At 52.5% G+C, this 16,924-nt stretch carries 14 protein-coding genes; 11 read left to right on the plus strand and 3 right to left on the minus strand.

Going from position 1 to position 16,924, the window contains the following annotated elements; genetic code table 11:
• Positions 1–34 precede the first annotated feature (34 nt).
• The 11 genes from Q0824_RS10870 to Q0824_RS10920 all read left to right on the plus strand — a co-directional run bounded on the left by Q0824_RS10870 (position 35) and on the right by Q0824_RS10920 (position 13,857).
• Entirely contained in the window at positions 35–2,419 is a 2,385-nt protein-coding gene (locus tag Q0824_RS10870; protein WP_298450242.1) for an MMPL family transporter, read from the plus strand.
• A 183-nt stretch (positions 2,420–2,602) separates the two neighbouring features.
• The gene (locus Q0824_RS10875) at positions 2,603–3,586 is read left to right on the plus strand and encodes a TAXI family TRAP transporter solute-binding subunit (protein ID WP_298450244.1); all 984 of its coding nucleotides are present in this window, start codon (positions 2,603–2,605) and stop codon (positions 3,584–3,586) included.
• An 87-nt stretch (positions 3,587–3,673) separates the two neighbouring features.
• On the plus strand, positions 3,674–6,283 hold the full coding sequence (locus tag Q0824_RS10880; RefSeq protein WP_298450246.1) for a TRAP transporter permease: 2,610 nt from the start codon (positions 3,674–3,676) through the stop codon (positions 6,281–6,283).
• A gap of 177 nt (positions 6,284–6,460) precedes the next feature.
• Entirely contained in the window at positions 6,461–8,386 is a 1,926-nt protein-coding gene (gene thrS / locus Q0824_RS10885; protein WP_298450248.1) for a threonine--tRNA ligase, read from the plus strand.
• Between the two features lie 2 nt (positions 8,387–8,388).
• A complete protein-coding gene (infC, locus tag Q0824_RS10890) occupies positions 8,389–8,928 on the plus strand; it encodes a translation initiation factor IF-3 (RefSeq protein ID WP_200204081.1) in 540 nt (179 codons plus the stop codon).
• 96 nt (positions 8,929–9,024) lie between these two features.
• Entirely contained in the window at positions 9,025–9,216 is a 192-nt protein-coding gene (gene rpmI / locus Q0824_RS10895; RefSeq protein ID WP_100639828.1) for a 50S ribosomal protein L35, read from the plus strand.
• 44 nt (positions 9,217–9,260) lie between these two features.
• Positions 9,261–9,614: a 50S ribosomal protein L20 gene (rplT, locus tag Q0824_RS10900; RefSeq protein ID WP_200203762.1), complete on the plus strand. Its 354-nt coding sequence runs from the start codon at positions 9,261–9,263 to the stop codon at positions 9,612–9,614.
• A gap of 159 nt (positions 9,615–9,773) precedes the next feature.
• On the plus strand, positions 9,774–10,772 hold the full coding sequence (gene pheS / locus Q0824_RS10905; protein ID WP_298450251.1) for a phenylalanine--tRNA ligase subunit alpha: 999 nt from the start codon (positions 9,774–9,776) through the stop codon (positions 10,770–10,772).
• Positions 10,773–10,832: 60 nt separating this feature from the next.
• Entirely contained in the window at positions 10,833–13,205 is a 2,373-nt protein-coding gene (gene pheT / locus Q0824_RS10910) for a phenylalanine--tRNA ligase subunit beta (protein WP_298450253.1), read from the plus strand.
• A gap of 3 nt (positions 13,206–13,208) precedes the next feature.
• Positions 13,209–13,511: an integration host factor subunit alpha gene (ihfA, locus tag Q0824_RS10915; protein ID WP_071264800.1), complete on the plus strand. Its 303-nt coding sequence runs from the start codon at positions 13,209–13,211 to the stop codon at positions 13,509–13,511.
• Entirely contained in the window at positions 13,492–13,857 is a 366-nt protein-coding gene (locus Q0824_RS10920) for a MerR family transcriptional regulator (RefSeq protein ID WP_200203768.1), read from the plus strand. Before ihfA ends, Q0824_RS10920 begins: the two co-directional genes overlap by 20 nt.
• 173 nt (positions 13,858–14,030) lie before the next feature.
• On the opposite strand, the gene cysA is transcribed toward Q0824_RS10920, so the two are convergent.
• Genes cysA through cysT form a run of 3 tightly spaced genes read right to left on the minus strand, consistent with a single transcriptional unit; the run spans position 14,031 to position 16,922 of the window.
• Complete coding sequence (cysA, locus tag Q0824_RS10925; protein WP_298450259.1) at positions 14,031–15,167, minus strand: sulfate ABC transporter ATP-binding protein; 1,137 nt, start codon at positions 15,165–15,167, stop codon at positions 14,031–14,033.
• Positions 15,167–16,036 (minus strand): sulfate ABC transporter permease subunit CysW, encoded by an 870-nt coding sequence (gene cysW, locus Q0824_RS10930; protein WP_298450261.1) that lies wholly within the window; start codon positions 16,034–16,036, stop codon positions 15,167–15,169. Before cysW ends, cysA begins: the two co-directional genes overlap by 1 nt.
• 4 nt (positions 16,037–16,040) lie before the next feature.
• A complete protein-coding gene (gene cysT, locus Q0824_RS10935; RefSeq protein WP_298450263.1) occupies positions 16,041–16,922 on the minus strand; it encodes a sulfate/thiosulfate ABC transporter permease CysT in 882 nt (293 codons plus the stop codon).
• Positions 16,923–16,924 lie beyond the last annotated feature (2 nt).

Raw genomic sequence — 16,924 nt, forward strand, 5'->3', positions numbered from 1 at the left:
GCAACAACCGAAAAAATAATAGAGGGGCTTTTGAATGTCCAACCCGAACCATGACAGGGGTGAACACTACCTGACAACGCCTAAGGCGGAACCGTTTCTGGAGCGCCTGATTTTCAACAATCGGGCCGTGATCCTTATCGGTTTCCTGCTGTTGACGGTGTTTTTGGGATATAACGCAGTAAAAATCCAGCCGGATGCGAGTTTCGAGCGAATGATCCCGCTTGAGCACCCGTATATCATCAATATGCTGGATCACCGGAATGACCTGGAAAACCTGGGCAACTTTGTACGCATTGCTGTGGAAACCAAAACCGGTGATATCTTTTCTGCAGAGTACATGGAGACTCTGAAGCAGATCACCGATGAGGTTTTCTATCTTAACGGTGTGGACCGCTCAGGCCTGAAAACTCTGTGGACATCAAACGTTCGCTGGGTAGAGGTAACGGAGCAAGGTTTCCAGGGCGGCAACGTTATTCCGGATGACTACGATGGTTCGCCGGCAAGTCTGGAGAATCTGCGCCAGAACATACTTCGTTCTAACGAAGTAGGGCGGTTGGTGTCAGATAACTTCCGGTCCACGATTGTTTACGCACCTCTGTATGAAAAGAATCCGGAAACCGGAGAGCCACTGGATTACGCAGCGTTTTCTCGGGACCTGGAAGAGAAAATACGGATCAAGTACGAAGAGCAAAACCCGAACATAGACATTCACATCGTCGGCTTTGCCAAGAAAGTGGGCGACCTGATTGAGGGTATTGGGTCGATTGCCTGGTTCGCTGGCATAACTATTCTGCTGACAACCCTGCTGCTGTTTTGGTACTCCCGCTGCATCACTGGCACGCTGGTGCCTGTGTTTACGTCGATTGTTGCGGTGTTCCTGCAGCTTGGTGCCCTAAGGCTTTTGGGATACGGGCTGGACCCATACTCGGTACTTGTGCCGTTCCTTGTCTTTGCCATCGGCATCAGTCACGGCGTGCAAATTGTCAATGCCATGGCGGTGGAGGCAGCTAAAGGTTTTGATGCTGTAACCGCCGCTCGTCTGGCATTCCGGGCGCTGTATATTCCTGGCATGTTGGCGCTGGTTTCGGATGCGTTTGGCTTCCTCACGCTGTTCTTCATCGAGATTGATGTTATCCGTGATCTGGCCATAGCGGCTGGACTGGGTGTAGCCTTTGTTATCATCACCAACCTGGTGCTTCACGTACTGATCATGTCTTACCTTGGTATTTCCAAAGGTGGCGTGCGCCACGTGCAGAACCACGGCGAAAAACAGGACCGCAAGTGGCGTATGATGTCCTACTTCGCGCACCCTGGGGTTGCACCAATTTCACTGCTTATTGCTGTGGTTGGCTTGGGTCTCGGCCTCTACTACAAACAGGATCTAAAAGTAGGGGATCTTGACCAGGGAGCTCCCGAGCTCCGTGCTGACTCGCGCTACAACCTGGACAATGCCTATATCATCGACAACTACTCTACGAGTGCCGATGTCTTGGTTGTGATGGTGAAAACTCCAGAAGAGCAGTGTACTCAATACAATGTTCTTCGGGCCATGGACTCACTGCAGTGGGAGCTTCAAAACACACCGGGGGTTCAGTCCTCAGCGTCGCTTGCCGATGTGTCTAAGATCGTTACCAAGGCTTTGAATGAAGGCAACTGGAAATGGTATGAGATTTCCCGTAACCAGACCATCATCAACGCATCCATTCGTGAGGCGCCATCCGGTCTTATCAACACCACATGCAGCCTGACGCCCGTGCTGGTGTTCCTTGAAGATCACAAAGCCGAAACGCTGGAAACAGTGGTTGAGCGGGTTGAAGAGTTTGCGAACAACAACAGCAATGATGAGCACACGTTCTTGCTTGCCGCCGGCAATGCGGGTGTTGAAGCGGCGACCAACGAGGTTATCGCCAACGCCAAGGATATGATGCTTATCCTGGTGTACAGTGTAGTGAGCTTATTGTGCTTTGCGACCTTCCGCTCTGTGCGGGCTGTGTTGTGTATTGTTGTTCCGCTTGGGCTGACATCGATTCTTTGTGAAGCGATCATGGCTGTGTCGGGTATTGGTATCAAAGTGGCAACCCTTCCTGTTATTGCGCTTGGTGTGGGTATCGGTGTCGACTACGGCATCTATATTTACAGCAAACTCGAGAGGTATTTGTTGGACGGCAAGCCACTTCAGGAAGCCTACTTCGAAACTCTGCGCTCAACCGGTAAGGCCGTTATGTTTACCGGCGTCACGCTAGGGCTTGGCGTAGTGACCTGGATCTTCTCGCCGATCAAGTTCCAGGCGGATATGGGCTTCTTGCTGTTCTTCATGTTCTTGTGGAATATGATCGGTGCGATCTGGCTACTCCCAGCGCTTGCGCGATTCTTGCTGCGGCCAGATCAGATGATCGCTAAGGCTCGTGCTGCCAAATAGGACTGGCTAGGACAAAAAAGCCCGCTGAAAGCGGGCTTTTTTGTTGCCCACTCAACTGGTTAGCGAGCTACCTCAAGCTTTATTTATGACGCAAAGTGGTCTATGTTCTATGGTGAGCGTGACACTTGCCCCCGTGCTCAGGCGGGCAGTTGATTACAACGATGATAATAAGGAATGATTCATATGACACTGAAACTTAAAGCCTCTGCATTGGCTATTGCTGCGGCTGTTACCTTGGGTGCTGCATCCACAGCGGTTTCCGCACAGGAGCAACGCTTTGTTACTATCGGAACTGGTGGCGTTACCGGTGTTTATTATCCGGCGGGTGGTGCTATTTGCCGCTTGGTCAATATGGATCGCAAAGAGCACGGCATCCGCTGCTCCGTGGAGAGTACAGGCGGTTCCGTATACAACCTGAACGCAATCCGCCAGGGCGAGCTGGATCTTGCAGTTGCCCAGTCTGACTGGCAGTACCACGCCTTTAACGGAACCAGCCAGTTCAAAGACGACGGCCCTAACAAGAAGCTCCGTGCTGTGTTCTCTCTGCACCCGGAACCGTTCACCGTAGTCGCCAGCAAAGGCTCAGGTATCAAGAACTTTGAAGATCTCGCTGGCAAGCGGGTTTCTGTGGGCAACCCGGGTTCGGGGCAGCGCGCCACAGCCGAAGTGCTGATGGACGAAATGGGCTGGACCATGGACAAGTTCTCACTAGCAGCCGAGCTCAAAGCGGCGGAGCAGTCCCAGGCCCTGTGTGATGGCAACATCGATGCGTTCTTCTACACCGTTGGTCACCCATCCGGTGCCATCAAGGAAGCGACCACTTCCTGTGACAGTGTTCTGGTAAACGTGTACAACGATTCAGCCAAAAAGCTGATTGATGACAACCCGTACTACCGGAAAGCCGTTATCCCCGGTGGCATGTACCGTGGTTCCGATAACGACGTAACCACCTTTGGTGTGGCAGCAACCTTTGTATCTTCAACGGATGTGCCCGATGAGGTTGTATACGAAGTGGTCAAGGCTGTATTCGAGAACTTTGATAGCTTCAAGCGCTTGCATCCTGCATTCGCGAACCTGAATAAGAGCGAAATGGTCGCTGATGCCTTGAGTGCGCCGTTGCACCCCGGTGCGGCCAAGTACTACAAGGAAGCTGGCCTGATCGATTAATTCGATCCCAAGCGCTTGAGTTAGCTGCGGGCAATCCCTGCCCGCAGCTTTAATTTCACTATCGTTTCCCTCTGACAGGATTCTGCTATGACCAATAGCGACCCGAGAGCCGGGGATGGCATCGATAAGCAGAAGGTAGAGGAGTTTCTTCAAACCGAATCCGGTGGAAGGGCTGCAACCGGATCTGCTGCGATCATTCTTTTTGGTGTTCCTTTGCTCTGGTCTCTTTTCCAGCTTTGGATAGCATCACCACTACCCTATATTTTCGAATTTGGCGTGCTTAACTCAACAGAGTCGCGTTCGATTCATTTGGCATTTGCCTCTTTCCTGGCGTTTGCAGCGTTTCCCATGATTCGGGGCAAACACACCAATAAAGTGCCTGTGTATGACTGGATATTGGCCCTCGCTGCGGCGGGTACAGCCTCATATCTCTATGTGTTTTATGACCAGCTGGCGAGTCGTCCGGGGTCACCTAATACCCAGGATCTTGTGGTCGCACTGGCCGGCTTGGTTCTATTGCTGGAGGCCACCCGCCGTGCACTGGGCCTTCCCCTTACGATTGTTGCGGGTGTTTTCATTATCTATTCACTTGCCGGCCCCTATATGCCGGATGTGATCTCCCACAAAGGGGCGAGCCTGAACAAGCTCGCATCGCACCAGTGGTTGGGCACCGAAGGTGTATTCGGTGTCGCTTTGGGCGTATCAACCAGCTTTGTATTCCTGTTCGTTCTGTTTGGGGCGCTGCTTGAGCGTGCCGGAGCAGGAAATTACTTTATCAAGGTGGCTTACGCCATGCTTGGTCACATGCGTGGAGGGCCAGCTAAGGCAGCAGTGGTCGCCAGTGGTTTGAGTGGTGTTATCTCCGGCTCCTCTATTGCCAACGTGGTCACCACGGGAACCTTCACCATCCCGCTAATGAAAAAAGTGGGCTTCCCCGCTACCAAGGCGGGCGCCGTAGAAGTAGCGGCCTCAACCAATGGGCAGCTGACGCCGCCCATTATGGGCGCAGCAGCGTTCCTGATGGTTGAGTACGTCGGTATTTCCTACCTTGAAGTGATCAAACACGCCATTCTGCCGGCGATGATTTCTTACGTAGCGCTTATCTATATCGTGCACCTTGAAGCCTGCAAGATGAATATGAAGGGTGTTGAGCGTTTGAATAAGCCAACCCTGGCCCAGCGGATGCTTGTTTGGGTAATGATCCTGCTGGGGCTCAGCGTGCTGACTCTGGCGGTGTATTACGGTGTGGGCTGGATGAAAGATGTGTTCGGCAGCGCAGCCATGTGGGTGCTTACCCCGTTGCTGATCGCGATCTACATAGCGCTTGTAAGTTATGGTTCGCGTTTTCCGGATTTGGAAGAGGATGATCCGGACTCGCTCATGGATAAGTTGCCTCCCGTTGGGGCGACCGTAAAAACCGGTCTTTATTTCCTGTTACCGGTAGTGGTTTTAGTTTGGTGTCTGACGGTAGAGCGTTTTTCGCCGCAATTGTCGGCGTTTTGGGCCACAGTGTTCATGGTGTTTATCATCATGACTCAGCGACCGCTAAAAGCGTTCTTCAAAAACAGCGGTGATTATCTGGGCGGCCTGAAGCAGGGTGGGGTAGATCTGGCTCATTCGCTGGTTACTGGTGCCCGTAACATGGTGGGCATTGGTGTGGCCACCGCCACCGCGGGCATTGTTGTAGGCACTGTCACGCTGACCGGCATTGGCTTGGTTATGACTCAGTTCGTTGAGTTCATCTCCGGTGGCAACCTGCTGCTGATGCTGAGTTTTACGGCTGTTATCAGTCTGATACTTGGTATGGGGTTGCCTACCACGGCCAACTATATTGTTGTGTCTACCTTGATGGCGCCTGTCATTGTCACCTTGGGTGCAGAAAACGGCCTGCTGGTGCCTTTGATTGCAGTGCACCTGTTCGTGTTCTACTTCGGAATATTGGCGGATGATACGCCACCTGTTGGGCTCGCGGCATACGCTGCAGCCGCTATTTCGGGGGCGGATCCGATACGAACGGGTATACAAGGCTTCACCTACGACATACGAACCGCAATTTTGCCGTTCATGTTCATCTTCAACACCCAGTTGTTGCTGATCGGGCTAACTGGCTGGTTCGATTTGTTGGTGACAGTTTTTAGTGCTGTGACAGCTATGCTGGTGTTTTCAGCGGCCACTCAGGGTTTCTGGTTCACGAAAACCCGCTGGTGGGAAACCATTGGTCTTCTGCTGATTACCTTCACTCTGTTCCGTCCGGGCTTCTGGTGGGATGAGATATACCCGCCCACCAACGACCGGCCCGGTTCAGAGTTGATGCAGCACGTTGATGAGGTTGCGCCTGGGCAGCCTATTGTATTGCAGGCAGCGGGCATGTCGCTTTCAGGTGATGACGTATCCAAGTATCTGCAATTGCCACTGCCCGCGGCCGAAACACCGGAGAAACGGTTGGCGGCAGCTGGGCTGGAGGTGTCAGCAGCGGGTGACGTAATGAACGTCGAGTTCGTCAACTTTGGCAGTGATGCAGAGAAAGCCGGGCTGAGCTTTGGCTGGACCATAGATGTGGTGCAGGTGCCTAACCCGCGCCCGCCCAAAGAGTTGATGTTTATTCCGGCGCTTCTCTTACTTGGCTTGTTGGCGTTTCTGCAACTTAGACGCAGGGCCGGTGAGGGTGAACGGCCTCCTTTTGTGCCGTCCCAGTAAGCCGGCAGTTCTGCGGTAAAGTCGACGGGCTCAGCGCCAAGTAAACCCCGACATTAACCTGTCGGGGTTTTTTCTGTTAAACTGCGCCCCGAAACGGCTCGCGGTTTGTATCGCGGAACGCCGTCACCATGTGATCTCTGGTATAGATCACCGCTGAGTACTTAACAGGAGCTTTTCATGCCCGTCATAACCCTGCCGGATGGCAGTCACCGTAGTTTCGCAGAACCCGTTACCGTACACGATGTTGCCGCTGACATTGGTGCTGGCCTGGCCAAAGCCGCACTTGCCGGCAAAGTAGATGGCCAGCTTGTGGATACCAGCTATCGGATCGAACAGGATGCCGAGCTTGCCATTATCACTGAGCGTGATGAAGAGGGTGTTGATGTAATCCGTCACTCTACCGCTCACTTGCTTGCTATGGCGGTTAAAGAGCTGTTTCCTTCGGCTCAGGTGACCATCGGGCCGGTTATCGACAACGGTTTCTACTACGACTTCAAATTCGATCGGCCTTTTACCAATGAGGACCTGGCCAGAATCGAGAAGCGCATGGAAGAACTCGCGAAACAGGATATGCCCGTATCCCGCTCTGTGCTTTCCCGCAGTGAAGCGGTAAAGCTGTTTGATGAGATGGGCGAGGAATATAAAGTTCGGATTATTGAAGATATTCCGGGTGATGAAGATCTGTCTTTCTATCGCCAGGGCGATTTTATCGATCTGTGTCGCGGCCCTCACGTGCCCAGCACCGGCAAGCTTAAAGCGTTTAAATTGACTAAGGTTTCCGGCGCGTTCTGGCGTGGCGATACAAATAATGAGCAGTTACAGCGGGTTTATGGCACTGCCTGGGGCAACAAAAAAGACCTCAAGGCCTACCTGCATCGCCTGGAAGAAGCAGAAAAACGTGACCATCGAAAACTCGGCAAGAAACTGGATCTTTTCCACATGCAGGAAGAGTCGCCAGGTATGGTGTTCTGGCACCCGGACGGCTGGACGGTGTATCAGGAAATCGAGCAGTACATGCGCTCAATGCTGCACCATCACGGCTATAAAGAAATCAAAACGCCGCAGGTGGTCTCCCGTAGCTTGTGGGAGAAGTCCGGGCATTGGGACAAGTTCCGTGATGATATGTTTACCACGGAATCTGAGAAGCACGATTTCGCCATCAAGCCAATGAACTGCCCTTGCCATATTCAGGTATTTAACCAAGGTTTGAAGAGCTATAAGGATCTTCCGCTGCGGCTCGCTGAGTTTGGCTCTTGCCACCGTAATGAAGCCTCTGGAGCGCTGCACGGCTTGATGCGGGTGCGTGGCTTTACTCAGGATGATGCTCACATTTTCTGCGAGGAAGATGCGGTTCAGCCAGAAGTGTCCAAGTTTATTGAGCTTCTTCATGAAGTGTATGAAGACTTCGGGTTTGAAGAAATTCTGTACAAGCTTTCTACCCGCCCTGAAAAACGTGTGGGCTCGGATGAAGTTTGGGATAAAGCTGAGGCTGCACTGGAAGAAGCACTTAATCGCGAAGGTGTGGACTGGGAGTTGTTGCCGGGCGAAGGCGCGTTCTATGGCCCGAAGATTGAGTTTTCTCTCAAGGACTGTATCGGACGGGTTTGGCAGTGTGGCACTATTCAGGTAGATTTCTCTATGCCTGGCCGCCTTGGTGCCCAGTACGTTGCAGATAACTCCGAGCGTAAAACCCCGGTTATGCTGCACCGAGCTGTACTTGGCTCTTTTGAGCGGTTTATTGGTATCCTGATTGAAGAGTATGAGGGCGCGTTCCCTACATGGCTTGCTCCAACTCAGGTCGCCATTCTGAATATTACCGATAATCAGCGTGATTATTGTCAGGATCTGGCGAAAAAGTTGGATTCTTTGGGCTTTAGGGTTAATGCTGACTTGAGAAACGAGAAGATCGGCTTTAAAATCCGCGAGCATACAATTAACAAAGTTCCCTTTCTTGCTGTTGTCGGCGATAAAGAAGTCGAAAACAACGCCGTTGCGGTGAGAACCCGCAAAGGTGAAGATTTGGGAACCCTATCGCTCGAAGCGTTCGAACAACTTCTGAAAGAAGATGTTGAGCGTAAGGGCAGAATCAAGACGGAGATTTAACTATTAAACAGCGAACGAATCGGGGTGGGCGTACTCCAAAGGCGCCGATCAATGAGAATATTGATGCAACTGAAGTCCGCCTGATAGATGCCGAGGGCACGCAGGTGGGTGTAGTTCCGATCGCAGAGGCCCTCAAGATGGCAGAGGAGGCGACCCTGGATCTGGTACAGGTTACAGATTCCGATCCGATCGTCTGTAAAATAATGGACTATGGCAAAAAGGTCTTCGACGAGAAAAAGGCGAAGGCTGCTGCCAAGAAGAAGCAAAAACAGACGCAAGTCAAAGAGCTTAAGTTCCGACCAGGAACTGAAGAAGGGGATTATCAGGTAAAACTACGCAACCTGGTACGTTTCCTTGAAGGCGGGGACCGCGGCAAGATCACTATCCGGTTCCGTGGCCGTGAGATGGCACACCAGGAAATTGGTATGAAGCTCATGGAGCGCATCGAGGCAGATATCGAAGCGCTGGCACAGGTAGAAATGCGGCCCAAAATGGAAGGCCGGCAGATGACCATGATTGTGGCTCCCCGCAAAAAGAAGTGAATCTGATTCAGTGATGAATCCCCTGCCTGACGGTAGGGGTTTTGTCGTTCAGGTTCATATTGATGTATTAAAAAACAGAATGCGGAGTTTTAAAAAATGCCTAAAATGAAAACGAAAAGTGGAGCGGCTAAGCGGTTCAAGAAAACTGCTACCGGCTTCAAGCACAAGTCAGCCTTCACCAGTCACATCCTGACCAAGAAGAGCCCTAAGCGTAAGCGTCAGCTGCGTGGTACTTCATTGGTTGCCAAATCTGATGTGGCATCCGTAAAGCGTATGCTCCGTAAGTAACGCAGCAAACACTCTCAACGGTTTTAAGGTAGAAGGATTAAGGTATGGCTCGTGTTAAACGTGGCGTGGTTGCACGTCGTCGTCACAAGAAGATTTTAAAGCAGGCCAAGGGTTACTACGGCGCTCGTAGCCGTGTATTCCGCGTTGCCAAGCAAGCGGTTATCAAAGCCGGTCAGTATGCGTATCGCGACCGTCGTAACCGTAAGCGCGCTTTCCGCGCACTGTGGATTGCTCGTATCAACGCTGGTGCTCGGGCTAACGGCCTGTCTTACAGCCGTTTGATCGCTGGCCTGAAAAAGGCAAATGTTGAGATCGACCGTAAGGTTCTGGCCGACCTGGCCATGAACGAGCAGCAGGCGTTTGCTGCTGTTGTTGAAACGGCAAAAGCATCCCTTTGATCGCTTAGCTCTTTCATCGATTACGAATCGAGCCGGTGCCAAGTGCTGATTTATCTGCGCAACAGGCACCGTTTAATAGGGGAAGGGCACGCTCTTCCCCTATTTTTGTTTCAAGAGTTCGTTTTTTGAATTCCTCATTTCTGGTTTGGAGCAGGGTCAATGGAAAACCTGGAGCAACTGGTTCAGGACGGTTTAACGGCAGTCGAAAAAGCCGACAGCTTGCAGGCGCTTGATCAAATTCGTGTTGAATACCTTGGTAAAAAAGGCGCAATTACCCAGCAGGCCAAAACTTTGGGGAAACTGTCTGCCGAAGAGCGCCCCGCCGCCGGCCAGAAAATTAATGAGGCAAAAGGACAGGTTGAGCAGGCGATTAACGCCAAGCGCAGCGACCTGGAGCGAGTTGCCATAGAGCAAAAGCTTGCTGGCGAATCCATTGATGTAAGCTTGCCCGGTCGAGGTCAGGATCTGGGTGGATTGCACCCGGTTACCCGCACACTGCAGCGTATAGAAGAGTTCTTCTCCCGGGCCGGTTATACCGTAGAACAAGGGCCGGAGATCGAAGACGATTACCACAACTTCGAAGCGCTCAATATTCCCGGCCATCACCCGGCCCGTGCTATGCACGACACCTTCTATTTCAATCCCGGTACCTTGTTGCGCACCCATACTTCTCCTGTGCAGATCCGTACCATGGAAGCTGGCAAGCCGCCGTTTCGCATGATTTGCCCCGGGCGTGTGTACCGGTGCGATTCAGACATGACCCATACCCCTATGTTTCATCAGGTTGAGGGGTTGCTGGTTGAGAAAAACGTCAGTTTTGCCGATCTGAAAAGCACAGTCGAAGAGTTTCTGCGGGTGTTTTTTGAGCGTGATCTTCAGGTTCGTTTCCGGCCATCTTATTTCCCGTTTACCGAACCCTCTGCTGAGGTGGATATCGAGTGGGGCCGGGAAGCTGATGGCAGCATCAAGTGGTTGGAAATTATGGGGTGCGGAATGGTTCACCCGAAAGTGTTTGGATACTGCGGTATTGATGCCGAGGAATATCGCGGCTTTGCATTTGGCATGGGCGTTGAGCGCCTGGCGATGCTCCGCTATGGCGTGAACGATCTGCGTATGTTCTTCGAGAACGATTTACGCTTTTTACGCCAATTCCGTTAATAACACGTTTTACGGCATCCAAATCAAACGTCGAAACCGCATCAGAACAAGGCATTTACCATGAAATTCAGTGAGCAGTGGCTGCGCGAGTGGGTTAACCCGGAAATCAACTCCCAGCAGTTGATGGATCAGATAACCATGGCGGGGTTGGAAGTTGATGGCTTCGAACCTGTGGCTGGCAAGTTTGATGGTGTCGTCGTTGGAGAGGTTCAATCCGTTGAGCCCCACCCGGACGCAGACAAACTGCGAGTGTGCCAAGTGAACGACGGCACCCAGGTTGTTCAGGTGGTGTGCGGGGCCCCCAATGTGCGCCAGGGCTTGAAAGTACCTTTTGCAGTGGTTGGTGCTGTACTGCCCGGTGATTTCAAGATTCGCAAAGCCAAACTTCGCGGCCAGCCTTCTGAAGGTATGCTGTGCTCGGAATCTGAACTGGGATTGTCTGAAAGCCATGAAGGCCTGATGGAGCTGCCTTCCGATGCACCGGTCGGCGCATCCTTGAGTGATTATCTCAAGTTGAATGACGTGGCGATCGATGTGGATCTGACGCCTAACCGTAGCGATTGCCTCTCGATCAAGGGCATTGCTCGCGAAGTCGGCGTGCTGAACAGCCTGGTTCCAGAAGCGCCGCAGATTGAACCGGTTGAAGCTGTGCATTCAGAAGTTCCCGATATCCGGGTGGATGCACCGGAAGGTTGCCCGCGTTACTTGGGACGCATTCTTCGAAACGTGAACCTTCAAGCCGAAACGCCCTTGTGGATGCAAGAGAAACTCCGCCGCTCTGGCGTTCGCTCGATCGATGCGGCTGTCGATGTGACCAACTTCGTGATGCTTGAGCAGGGTCAGCCCATGCACGCGTTCGATCGCGACGAGATCAGTAAGGGCATTGTTGTTCGTATGGCGCGTCCCGCCGAGAAGCTGGTGCTGCTGGACGGACAGGAAGTTGAGCTGACTGAACAAACGCTGGTGATTGCCGATCACGAAAAGCCAATTGCCATCGCAGGCGTTATGGGTGGTGAGCATTCGGGTGTGAGTGCAAAGACCCGTGATTTGGTGCTCGAGGCTGCCTACTTCGACCCGATTACACTTGCCGGCAAGGCTCGCCACTATGGCCTGCACACAGATGCCTCCCATCGGTTTGAGCGTGGGGTTGATTACGAGCTTGCCCGCGACGCTATGGAGCGAGCAACGCAGCTCTTGATGGAAATCGTAGGCGGTGAGGCTGGGGAAATAGTCGAGGTGTCCAGCGCCAAGGACCTGCCAAAGGCGCACTCAATAGATCTGCGTTCCAAGCGTTTGGCAGATGTGCTGGGTCTGGAGATCGACCGCACAACGGTTGAGGAAATCCTAACCCGCCTTGGCTTGCGTGTTGAGAAGCTTTTGAAAGATGGTTGGCGGATTCTAGTGCCAAGCTTCCGCCCTGATATATCTATTGAAGAAGATTTGATCGAAGAGGTCGGTCGTATCTATGGCTACAACAATCTTCCGGTAACCGAGCCTACAGGTTCACTTGGGTTGCGCGTAAATGACGAAGCAACTCGGCCAGTGTCGGCCATACAGAGTTACTTTGTTTCTCACGGGTATCAGGAAGCGATTACCTACAGCTTTGTGGATCCTAAAGTGCAGGCGCAGGTGGATCCCGAGCATGAAGGTATCGCCTTGGCTAATCCTATATCGTCAGATCTGTCTGTTATGCGAACTACCCTCTGGAGTGGCTTGCTGAAAACCGTCGCCCATAACCAGAATCGTCAACAACCCCGTATACGCCTGTTTGAGACAGGGTTGCGTTTCCTGCAGGATGGCCAGCGCATTGACCAGCAGCCCATGCTGGCAGGCGTGGTTGTCGGCCCGCAATATCCCGAAAACTGGGTGAACGGTCGCAGAACTGCCGATTTTTTTGATGTAAAAGGAGAGTTGGAAGGACTTTTCAGTTTGCTGGGCATTGAAATCGGGTTTGTTGGCAGTCGACACCCCGCTTTGCACCCGGGTCAGACTGCTGAACTCCTGAGGGATGGCGAGCATGTAGGCTGGTTGGGTACGCTGCACCCACAAGTTCAGAAAAATCTTGAACTTAATGGCACCATTCTAATGTTTGAGCTATCCTTGAATTCGATCATTACTGGATATGTGCCTAATTTCAAAGAAATTTCGAAATTCCCGGAAGTTCGACGGGATTTGGCGATCATTATTGGTGGTGATTTCTCGTTTGCTGACGTAGAGCGTGTAGCCCGCAAGCATGCTGGCGAGCGATTAACAGCGTTGCGTGCGTTTGATGTTTATGAAGGGGAAAGTCTGGGCGAGGGTAATCGTAGCCTGGCTCTCAGCTTGTTCTGGCAACATCCTGAACGCACGTTGAATGAAGATGAAGTGCATTCGCTCTTTAACGGTGTTATCGACGCACTGAAGGAAGAGTTGGGGGCAACACTGAGGAGTTGAGACATGGCGGCTTTGACGAAAGCGGAAATGGCCGAGCGCTTGTACGAAGAATTGGGTCTGAACAAACGCGAAGCCAAGGAAATGGTGGAAGCTTTCTTCGATGAGATCAGAGGCGCACTCAGCCATAACGAACAGGTAAAACTGTCGGGTTTCGGTAACTTTGATCTGCGAGACAAGAAGCAGCGACCTGGCCGAAACCCCAAGACCGGTGAAGAGATTCCGATAAGCGCACGGCGTGTTGTTACATTCCGCCCGGGACAGAAACTGAAACAAAAAGTAGAAGCGTATGTTGGAACCCAGTCATAACAACGAACTCCCCACGATTCCCGGGAAGCGCTATTTTACGATCGGTGAAGTAGCCGAGCTGTGTGCGGTTAAGGCACACGTGCTGCGCTATTGGGAGCAAGAGTTTCCGCAGTTGTCGCCGGTCAAGCGCCGCGGTAATCGCCGCTACTATCAGCGTGCTGATGTAATAACCATCAGGCAGATACGCAGCTTGCTGTACGAACAGGGTTACACCATCGGTGGTGCGAAGCAGAAGCTAAGTAGCCATGAAGTGAAAGATGACACAACCCAGTACAAGCAGCTTATCCGTCAAATGATTACGGAACTGGAAGACGTTCTGGACGTGCTCAACGCCCCAGTAAAATAGAGTGTGTTCGTAAAAAAAAGCCGAAGCGATGTCCATCACTTCGGCTTTTTTGTGCCTTGCATTCAGCCTTGCGACAGTCTGCCTATCGTGGACGAAGAGGCCGAGGCAAGATTGACGTCTCAGGCTAAAACAACAAGCGCCCCGGAGGTTTAGCCCGGAGCTGCCCAGGGTGCTCAGTTGATCAGGCGAATTCTGGGTGACAAATCAGCCTCATCCCAGTTAACAGTTACCGGCTGAGTGTCTTTGCCGGTAAACAAGTGCCCAACCTCTGGCACCGCATATCGCAGATCGCCGCGAGTAGGGCGTTGTTGGTTGAACTCTGCGTGGCTGATGCCAACTTCCCATATGTTATCAGACCCTTCACTTTCCCAGCCTTCCGGGCGCAACTCAACGCGCACTTCGGAGCCAATCAGGCTAACAGCCTCGATACGCAATGGTAGATTGGCGTGTGCGGCAGGCGCTGTGGCCAAGCGTACTTCATGGGGCCGCAGATAGAGCTGCGCGTTGCCTTGGTGTTCGATGCCCGGGATGGTAACCCACGCGCTTCCCTGGGTTAAACGGCTGTGTTTAACTTCACCAGACAACACGTTTACCTGCCCAAGAAAATCGAACACGAAGCGGCTATCCGGGCGGGCGTATAGTTCGGTAGGTTCGTTAACCTGCTCAACATTGCCCTGGCTCATTACTACCACCTGATCTGATAGCTCCAAAGCTTCTTCCTGATCATGGGTGACAAAGATGCTGGTGAAATGGAATTCATCGTGCAAGTTGCGCAGCCAGCGCCGCAGGTCTTTACGCACCTTGGCATCCAGTGCACCAAATGGTTCGTCCAAAAGTAGAATTTTGGGTCGCGTTGCTATGGATCGGGCAAGGGCTACGCGCTGTTTTTGACCGCCAGAGAGTTGAGCAGGGAAGCGATTAGCCAAATGGGGCAATTGAATCATTTCCAGCAGTTCGCCAACGCGCTTTTGAATGTCTGCTTTGGATGGACGCTGTTTGCGCGGCAGCGAATCCAGGCCAAACGCTATGTTCTGTGCAACGGTCATGTGCCGGAACAGGGCGTAATGTTGGAACACAAAACCTATGTTGCGGTCACGTACGTGCAGCTTCGTTACATCCTTGCCCGAGAAACTGACTCTTCCACTATCGGCAGACTCAAGACCGGCAATAATGCGCAACAGGGTTGTTTTCCCAGAGCCAGAGGGGCCCAGTAATGCGGTCAGTTTGCCTTCAGGAATATCCAGGGAGACGTTGTTCAGTGCCTGAAATTTACCAAAGCGCTTGTTGATGCCATCCACAGTGATAGTCACTACGCTGCCTCCTCTGTTTGCAGACGATTCAGAGTGCGCGTCTGTCGCCATTCCACGAACCCTTTAACAGCCAGCGTAAATACCGCAATGCCGGCCAGTAGCGAGGCGCTCGCAAAAGCGCCAACAATATTGTAATCCTGGTACAAAAGCTCAACATGCAGGGGGAGCGTGTTGGTTTGCCCGCGGATATTCCCGGACACTACCGATACAGCACCAAACTCGCCCACCGCCCGCGCGTTAGTGAGTACCACGCCGTAAATCAGTGCCCATTTGATGTTGGGGAGCGTGATTGTGCGGAATATCCTCCAGCCGGAAGCCCCGAGCACTACACCGGCTTCTTCTTCCTCGCTGCCTTGTTGTTGCATGAGCGGTATCAACTCGCGGGCAACGAAGGGGCAGGTCACAAACACAGTAACCATCACAATGCCGGGCCACGAGAACATCAGCTGCATGTCGTAATCCGTCAGCCAGCTGCCAACCCACCCATTGCGACCGTAAAGCAGCAGGTAAAGTAGGCCTGCTACAACCGGTGATACTGCAAACGGAATATCAATTAAAGTGATCAGCAGCTTGCGGCCCGGGAAGCGAAAGCGAGTTACCAGCCATGCCAGTGCGGTGCCGAAAATCAAGTTGAGGGGCACTGTAAGGGCCGCCACAAACAGCGTTAAGCCAATGGCGTGTAGCGTGTATTGGTCGGACAGATTATCTGCCAAGGTTCCCCAGCCTGCACCCAAAGCTTCAAAAAATATTACGATCAGCGGCACAATAAGCAGCGCAACTGCGGTGGCAACGGCAATACTGATAAGTAGCCACTTAACAAGCGGGCTATCACCAACACGGCGATGGCGGGAAGAATGGGGGCTATTCATGTAATTAGCGTCCCTCTATGCGTTTGAGATAGCGAGCCTGCCAAAGGGTGATAGCAAACAGCATCACTAGAGATACCAGCAATATCACTGAAGCAATGGCGCTGGCTGCTGCATAGTCGTATTCCTGCAAGCGTACAAAAATCATCAGGCTGGTGACTTCGCTCACGTAAGGCATGTTGCCTGCAATAAAGATAACGGCACCGAATTCACCAAGGCTGCGGGTAAAAGACAAGGCCACACCGGTCAGCAGTGCTGGCCATAGGGAAGGGAAGATTACCCGACGAAATACCAAGCCATCGCTCGCGCCCAGGCTAACCGCTGCCTCTTCGTCTTCAGGGGCGAGTTCTTCAAGAACCGGCTGTACTGTGCGCACCACAAACGGCAGGCTAGTGAACGCCATGGCTACAATGATACCTACAGGCGTAAAGGCAACTTCAATTCCCAGCTTACTCAGCCACTGTCCGTACCAGCCATTCTCTGCAAACAGTGTGGCGAGAACGATGCCGGCTACCGCAGTAGGCAGAGCAAACGGTAAGTCAACGACCGCATCAATCAGTCGCTTTCCCGGGAATTCATAACGCACCAGAACCCAGGCAAGAAGCAACCCGAAGATGCCGTTAAACAGTGAGGCGGCCAGTGCTGAAAATGCAGTGACTTTGTATGACGCAACGACCCGTGGATCAGTGATTACGAACCAGAACTGGTCGAAGCTCATGGCAGACACTTCCATCACCAGTCCGGTGAGTGGCAGCATCAAGATAAGGCTGATAAATAAAAGCGAAATACCGAGGCTCAAACCGAACCCCGGTAGTACCCGCTTGCTGCGGTTTCCGATCCGTGGCCAGCGCTGAGAGACTGCAGCGCCGGCCTGGTTAGCCGTGGACATCA

The sequence above is a fragment of the uncultured Marinobacter sp. genome (genome assembly GCF_947488835.1).
Taxonomy (GTDB): Bacteria; Pseudomonadota; Gammaproteobacteria; order Pseudomonadales; family Oleiphilaceae; genus Marinobacter.

Coding starts and splice junctions, on each gene's coding strand:
- pheT (WP_298450253.1), top strand. CDS start 10,833: ATGAAATTCAGTGAGCAGTGGCTGCGCGAGTGGGTTAACCCGGAAATC.
- cysW (WP_298450261.1), bottom strand. CDS start 16,036: ATGAATAGCCCCCATTCTTCCCGCCATCGCCGTGTTGGTGATAGCCCG.
- Q0824_RS10920 (WP_200203768.1), top strand. CDS start 13,492: ATGTTGGAACCCAGTCATAACAACGAACTCCCCACGATTCCCGGGAAG.
- Q0824_RS10870 (WP_298450242.1), top strand. CDS start 35: ATGTCCAACCCGAACCATGACAGGGGTGAACACTACCTGACAACGCCT.
- Q0824_RS10875 (WP_298450244.1), top strand. CDS start 2,603: ATGACACTGAAACTTAAAGCCTCTGCATTGGCTATTGCTGCGGCTGTT.
- cysT (WP_298450263.1), bottom strand. CDS start 16,922: ATGTCCACGGCTAACCAGGCCGGCGCTGCAGTCTCTCAGCGCTGGCCA.
- thrS (WP_298450248.1), top strand. CDS start 6,461: ATGCCCGTCATAACCCTGCCGGATGGCAGTCACCGTAGTTTCGCAGAA.
- pheS (WP_298450251.1), top strand. CDS start 9,774: ATGGAAAACCTGGAGCAACTGGTTCAGGACGGTTTAACGGCAGTCGAA.
- ihfA (WP_071264800.1), top strand. CDS start 13,209: ATGGCGGCTTTGACGAAAGCGGAAATGGCCGAGCGCTTGTACGAAGAA.
- Q0824_RS10880 (WP_298450246.1), top strand. CDS start 3,674: ATGACCAATAGCGACCCGAGAGCCGGGGATGGCATCGATAAGCAGAAG.
- rpmI (WP_100639828.1), top strand. CDS start 9,025: ATGCCTAAAATGAAAACGAAAAGTGGAGCGGCTAAGCGGTTCAAGAAA.
- rplT (WP_200203762.1), top strand. CDS start 9,261: ATGGCTCGTGTTAAACGTGGCGTGGTTGCACGTCGTCGTCACAAGAAG.